This is a genomic window from Verminephrobacter aporrectodeae subsp. tuberculatae At4 (genome assembly GCF_000193225.1).
Taxonomy (GTDB): Bacteria; Pseudomonadota; Gammaproteobacteria; order Burkholderiales; family Burkholderiaceae_C; genus Acidovorax; species Acidovorax aporrectodeae.
Genome location: NZ_AFAL01001074.1, coordinates 1 through 308 on the forward strand (window position 1 = coordinate 1; position 308 = coordinate 308).

The 308-nt window shown below is 76.6% G+C and carries 1 pseudogene; it reads left to right on the forward strand.

Going from position 1 to position 308, the window contains the following annotated elements:
• Window positions 1-105: 105 nt before the first annotated feature.
• Window positions 106-308, forward strand: a pseudogene (locus VTU_RS30480) (biotin--[acetyl-CoA-carboxylase] ligase); the annotation flags it as partial.

The following is a 308-nucleotide window of genomic DNA, read 5'->3' on the forward strand; positions in this document are numbered from 1 at the left end:
CCGGGGCACGCTGCTCGCCCCCAAGCGCCGCCGGGCGCCGGCCGCACACCCGGCCCCGGATGTGGCGCCGAAACGCAACCGGCAGGCTGCCCGGTGACCACCCCCATGCGCTGGCCCGTCGAGACCCTGTGCGCAGCGGTGTCACCGCTGCTGCCGGGCTTTGCCGTCGAAGTGCTGCCCAGCGTCGATTCGACGAACACCGAGCTCATGCGCCGTGCGCGCGCCGGCCGCTGCGCGCCCAGCCTGCTCGTGGCCGAACGGCAGACTGCCGGGCGCGGGCGGCTGGGGCGCGTGTGGCACAGCGACGC